The sequence below is a fragment of the Shigella sp. SIG3 genome, from assembly GCF_053555855.1.
Genome location: NZ_JBQZXE010000170.1, coordinates 1 through 5,751, shown reverse-complemented (window position 1 = coordinate 5,751; position 5,751 = coordinate 1). Strand labels below are relative to the sequence as shown.

Annotated in this window: 4 protein-coding genes and 1 pseudogene; 2 read left to right on the top strand and 3 right to left on the bottom strand. The window is 49.6% G+C overall.

Annotation, left to right across the window (positions count from 1 at the left end):
- The first annotated feature begins 60 nt into the window (after positions 1-60).
- A pseudogene (locus ACUU1I_RS19230) lies at positions 61-1,529 on the top strand (mannitol dehydrogenase family protein).
- 35 nt (positions 1,530-1,564) lie between these two features.
- On the opposite strand, the gene ydfZ reads toward ACUU1I_RS19230, so the two are convergent.
- The 3 genes from ydfZ to ydfG all read right to left on the bottom strand — a co-directional run bounded on the left by ydfZ (position 1,565) and on the right by ydfG (position 3,467).
- Positions 1,565-1,768, bottom strand: a complete 204-nt coding sequence (gene ydfZ / locus ACUU1I_RS19225; protein ID WP_000214712.1) for a putative selenium delivery protein YdfZ — start codon at positions 1,766-1,768, stop codon at positions 1,565-1,567.
- A gap of 177 nt (positions 1,769-1,945) precedes the next feature.
- A complete protein-coding gene (gene rspR, locus ACUU1I_RS19220; protein ID WP_000215550.1) occupies positions 1,946-2,632 on the bottom strand; it encodes a DNA-binding transcriptional regulator rspR in 687 nt (228 codons plus the stop codon).
- 88 nt (positions 2,633-2,720) lie between these two features.
- On the bottom strand, positions 2,721-3,467 hold the full coding sequence (gene ydfG, locus ACUU1I_RS19215; protein ID WP_000636575.1) for a bifunctional NADP-dependent 3-hydroxy acid dehydrogenase/3-hydroxypropionate dehydrogenase YdfG: 747 nt from the start codon (positions 3,465-3,467) through the stop codon (positions 2,721-2,723).
- Positions 3,468-3,603: 136 nt separating this feature from the next.
- Here ydfG and dcp point away from each other — a divergent pair, with 136 nt between their 5' ends.
- Positions 3,604-5,649 (top strand): peptidyl-dipeptidase Dcp, encoded by a 2,046-nt coding sequence (gene dcp, locus ACUU1I_RS19210; protein WP_005068122.1) that lies wholly within the window; start codon positions 3,604-3,606, stop codon positions 5,647-5,649.
- The last annotated feature ends 102 nt before the right edge of the window (positions 5,650-5,751 follow it).

The following is a 5,751-nucleotide window of genomic DNA, read 5'->3' as shown; positions in this document are numbered from 1 at the left end:
GGGATTTTTATTCATATAACAAAACATATAGCTTGCCATATTTAAATTTAAGGAATTGTTATGGGAAATAATTTGTTATCAGCAAAAGCGACACTCCCTGTTTATGATCGTAATAACCTGGCCCCAAGAATTGTTCATTTAGGCTTTGGTGCATTTCACCGTGCGCATCAGGGCGTGTATGCCGATATTCTTGCTACAGAACATTTCAGTGACTGGGGATATTATGAGGTCAACTTAATCGGCGGCGAACAGCAAATTGCCGATTTACAACAGCAAGATAATCTTTATACCGTTGCGGAAATGTCGGCCGATGCGTGGACGGCTCGCGTCGTTGGCGTCGTTAAAAAAGCCTTGCACGTACAGATGGATGGCTTAGAAACCGTGTTGGCTGCGATGTGTGAACCGCAAATCGCGATTGTCTCTCTGACAATCACCGAAAAAGGGTATTTCCACTCTCCGGCGACCGGACAGTTAATGCTCGATCACCCGATGGTCGCTGCCGACGTGCAAAATCCCCACCAGCCGAAAACAGCAACATGGGTGATTGTTGAGGCGCTGGCTCGCCGTAAAGCGGCAGGACTTCCCGCATTCCCGCATTTACCGTCATGTCATGTGACAACATGCCAGAAAACGGTCATGTTATGCGTGACGTTGTCACTTCCTACGCGCAAGCCGTTGATGTAAAACTGGCACAATGGATCGAAGATAACGTGACTTTCCCATCAACAATGGTGGACCGTATTGTGCCCGCAGTGGCAGAGGATACGCTGGCGAAAATCGAACAACTTACCGGTGTGCGCGATCCTGCTGGCGTTGCCTGTGAACCTTTCCGCCAGTGGGTTATCGAAGATAACTTTGTAGCCGGACGTCCGGAATGGGAAAAAGCGGGAGCCGAACTGGTTAGTGATGTGCTGCCTTATGAAGAGATGAAGTTGCGCATGCTCAACGGCAGTCATTCATTCCTGGCATATCCGGGTTATCTTGCTGGATATCAGCACATTAATGACTGTATGGAAGATGAACATTATCGTCATGCGGCGTATGGCATGATGTTGCAGGAACAAGCGCCGACGCTGAAAGTGCAGGGCGTTGATTTGCAAGATTACGCTAACCGATTAATTGCACGCTATAGCAACCCGGCGTTACGTCATCGAACCTGGCAGATTGCGATGGATGGCAGCCAGAAATTGCCACAGCGGATGTTGGATTCTGTTCGCTGGCATCTGGCGCATGACAGCAAGTTCGATCTGCTGGCGCTGGGCGTCGCGGGTTGGATGCGTTATGTCGGTGGTGTTGATGAACAGGGAAATCCGATAGAAATCAGTGACCCACTGTTACCTGTTATTCAGAAGGCTGTACAAAGTAGTGCCGAAGGGAAAGCGCGCGTCCAGTCATTGCTGGCGATTAAGGCAATCTTTGGTGATGATTTGCCAGACAATAGCTTGTTTACTGCAAAAGTGACGGAAGCGTACTTGTCTTTATTAGCGCATGGCGCGAAAGCGACCGTGGCGAAATATTCCGTGAAGTAAAAAAAGCAATGCCGCCATCGGCGGCATTCACACACTTAGTTCATGCCAAGACGAATCAGGTCCAGAGGTGCCAGTTTCTCTTCACAACCTTCAACAACTACGGTTTTTCCGCGGCGGATTTGCTCAGCGGTCAGACCTTCAGTATCAATCGACAGGATCTTGCCAGTGTGACCGGTGCCGCTAACCATAACACGGCTGCCAGTGGTGATTGCGTTACGGTTACGATCGTAGGTCGTCATAGGTGTTTTCTCCTTTCTGATTTACAGTCGAAGCCCACGTAACGGGCGCAATATAAATACTCCTGTCGAGTGAAATATTTTTTGTTTTTGATCAAGCTCACATCTTTTTTGATGCATGCATGAGCCGTAAGGCGGGGGGAAAAGCCTCTCATCCCGGATGGGATGAGAGTAAATGAATTACTCTTCGCTAAACCAGTTGCTGTTTTCCTGGCGGATCTGGCGCACGGATTCGCTGATTTCCTGCAAATGTTGCGTCATTGCACGTTCTACCGCATCGCCATCACGTTTTTGCAGGGCAGAGAAAATATCAAGATGCTGGCGTAACAGCATTTCTGGTGGAGAAACATGGTCGAAACTCATATAGCGCACGCGATCAACGGTCGCTTTCAGGTTCTCAATGGTATCCCACGCCAGTTGACAGTCGGCAATCTGCGTCAGGAGTTGATGGAAGTTGTCATCAAGTTCAAAAAAATCATCCAGTTGCTTGCGCTCAATGGCAATGCGTTGCTGGTGAAGATTTTGTTCCAGTTGGTAGCACTGGCTTTCGGTAATCATGCTCGCCGCCCGACGCGCCACCGCGCACTCAATGGCCTGACGGATAAAACTGCCGTTGCGCACCTGGGCCATGGAAATTTTGTTGACGTAGCTGCCACGCTGCGGACGAATTTGAATCAGGCCGTTTTCCGCCAGTTTAATAAAGGCTTCACGAACCGGCTGGCGTGACACATTGAAACGAACAGAAACTTCTTTTTCCGACAACGGTGTGCCTGGTGCAATCAGGCAATGGACAATGTCGCGACGAAGAATACGATAAATCTGCTGATTGACAGGCTGTGTGGGATTAAGTTGCGTTTCGACGGTCATTCGTTCTTGCTTGTGAGTGAGTTAACTGCATGAGTCTACCACTTTTTTGTGACAAGCAATAACCCGGCAGTTACGCCGGGTATAAAAATTACTGACGGTGGACATTCAGTCCGGCATAGCTTTGGGTAACCGGCATCATTTCCAGGGTATTGATATTGACGTGAGCAGGCAGCGTTGACACCCACCAGACGGCTTCGCTGACATCTTCTGGCGTCAATGCAACGGTATTTTGATAGGTTTTTTCCGCTTTACCGTCATCGCCTTTAAAGCGGACATTGGAAAACTCGGTGCCACCCACCAGACCCGGTTCGATGTCGGTGACGCGCACCGCCGTACCATGCAGATCCGTACGCAGATTCAGGCTAAACTGACGAACAAACGCTTTCGTCGCACCGTAAACGTTACCACCGGCATACGGCCAGCTGCCTGCCGTTGAGCCAATGTTAATAATATGACCATGATTACGTTCAACCATACCCGGTAAGACGGCGCGCGTCATATATACTAGGCCTTTGTTGTTGGTATCAATCATCGTTTCCCAGTCTTCAACGCTGGCTTTATGCGCAGGCTCCATGCCCAACGCCAGGCCGGCATTATTTACCAGGATATCAATATTGCTCCACTCGGCAGGGAGCGATGCCAGCATCTCTTCAATAGCGGCGCGGTTGCGAACGTCCAGTTGGGCGATATACAGATTATCTCCCAGTTCGTCTTTTAACTCCTGCAACCGCTCCTGGCGACGGCCAGTGGCGATAACTTTATGCCCTTGTTGAATAAAACGACGAGTAATGCATTCACCAAAACCTGCCGTTGCTCCAGTTACTAAAACGATCATCTCACTGTTCCTCAACGCTTTTGTGTGTCAATAACATAGCACGTGATGCTTAAGAGCGGGTAATACTGGTTTGCAAGATTGCACTCCGTTATCAGTAAGCCTACGCTATGGAACACCTCGCGTTCAGGAGAAGAAAATGACAACAATGAATCCTTTCCTTGTGCAAAGCACACTGCCGTATCTGGCTCCTCATTTTGATCAAATTGCCAATCATCACTATCGCCCGGCATTCGATGAGGGAATGCAACAAAAGCGGGCAGAAATTGCTGCCATCGCGCTTAACCCGCAAACGCCTGATTTCAACAATACTATTCTGGCACTGGAACAAAGCGGAGAATTAATTACCCGCGTTACCAGCGTCTTTTTTGCGATGACTGCGGCGCATACCAATGATGAATTACAGCGTCTTGATGAACAGTTTTCCGCTGAACTGGCGGAACTGGCTAATGATATCTATCTGAACGGTGAATTATTCGCGCGGGTAGATGCTGTCTGGCAGCGCCGTGAATCCCTGGGGCTTGATAGTGAATCCATCCGCCTGGTGGAGGTTATTCATCAACGTTTTGTCCTTGCCGGAGCCAAACTTGCACAAGCTGATAAAGCAAAATTAAAAGTACTGAATACAGAAGCTGCGACCCTGACCAGCCAGTTTAACCAGCGGTTACTTGCAGCAAATAAATCCGGCGGTCTGGTTGTGAACGATATCGCGCAGCTGGCAGGAATGAGTGAGCAAGAGATTGCGCTGGCGGCAGAGGCGGCTCGCGAGAAAGGTCTGGATAACAAATGGCTGATTCCGCTGCTGAATACCACCCAACAACCGGCGCTTGCCGAAATGCGCGATCGTGCGACGCGTGAAAAACTGTTTATTGCGGGCTGGACGCGAGCGGAAAAAAATGATGCCAATGATACCCGCGCTATCATTCAACGTCTGGTAGAGATTCGCGCACAGCAGGCGAAACTGCTTGGTTTTCCTCATTATGCCGCATGGAAAATCGCCGATCAGATGGCAAAAACGCCAGAAGCAGCACTCAACTTTATGCGGGAAATTGTTCCAGCGGCGCGTCAACGTGCGAGCGATGAATTAGCCTCCATACAGGCGGTTATCGATAAGCAGCAGGGCGGGTTTAGCGCGCAGCCGTGGGACTGGGCATTTTATGCGGAACAGGTACGGCGGGAGAAATTTGATCTTGATGAGGCGCAGCTCAAGCCATATTTTGAATTAAACACGGTGTTAAATGAAGGTGTATTCTGGACCGCGAATCAGCTCTTCGGTATTAAGTTTGTCGAACGTTTTGATATTCCGGTCTACCATCCTGACGTTCGTGTGTGGGAAATTTTTGATCATAATGGCGTGGGACTGGCGTTATTTTACGGTGATTTCTTCGCCCGTGATTCAAAAAGCGGCGGTGCATGGATGGGCAATTTTGTTGAGCAATCAACGCTTAATGAAACGCATCCGGTAATTTATAACGTCTGCAATTATCAGAAACCCGCTGCCGGTGAGCCTGCGTTGTTACTCTGGGATGATGTAATAACCTTATTCCATGAATTTGGTCATACGCTGCACGGCCTTTTTGCCCGCCAGCGTTATGCCACGCTTTCCGGCACCAACACGCCGCGTGATTTTGTCGAATTTCCGTCGCAAATCAACGAACACTGGGCAACGCATCCGCAGGTATTCGCTCGCTACGCCCGGCATTATCAGAGCGGGGCAGCAATGCCTGACGAACTGCAACAGAAAATGCGTAATGCCAGCCTGTTCAACAAAGGGTATGAGATGAGCGAACTGCTTAGCGCCGCACTTCTCGATATGCGCTGGCATTGCCTGGAAGAAAACGAAGCAATGCAGGATGTCGATGATTTTGAATTGCGGGCGCTGGTGGCGGAAAATATGGATCTTCCTGCTATACCGCCACGCTATCGCAGCAGTTATTTCGCCCATATTTTTGGTGGCGGATATGCTGCAGGTTATTACGCTTATCTGTGGACGCAAATGTTGGCCGATGATGGTTACCAGTGGTTTGTTGAGCAGGGCGGATTAACGCGTGAAAATGGGCAGCGTTTTCGCGAGGCGATCCTTTCCAGAGGTAACAGCGAAGATCTGGAACGCCTGCATCGACAATGGCGCGGTAAGGCTCCTCAGATTATGCCGATGCTGCAACATCGTGGCTTGAACATATAAACACCACCAATGGCTGGCCTGGAGATATCGCCAGGCCAGCCTGGTTATAGCAGTAATTGCAGCATGTTACGACAATGCTCCGATGGAAAGCTTCTGGGGAAC

Excerpts from the sequence above, each read along its gene's own strand:
- ydfZ (WP_000214712.1), bottom strand. The coding sequence starts at position 1,768 with ATGACGACCTACGATCGTAACCGTAACGCAATCACCACTGGCAGCCGT.
- dcp (WP_005068122.1), top strand. The coding sequence starts at position 3,604 with ATGACAACAATGAATCCTTTCCTTGTGCAAAGCACACTGCCGTATCTG.
- ydfG (WP_000636575.1), bottom strand. The coding sequence starts at position 3,467 with ATGATCGTTTTAGTAACTGGAGCAACGGCAGGTTTTGGTGAATGCATT.
- rspR (WP_000215550.1), bottom strand. The coding sequence starts at position 2,632 with ATGACCGTCGAAACGCAACTTAATCCCACACAGCCTGTCAATCAGCAG.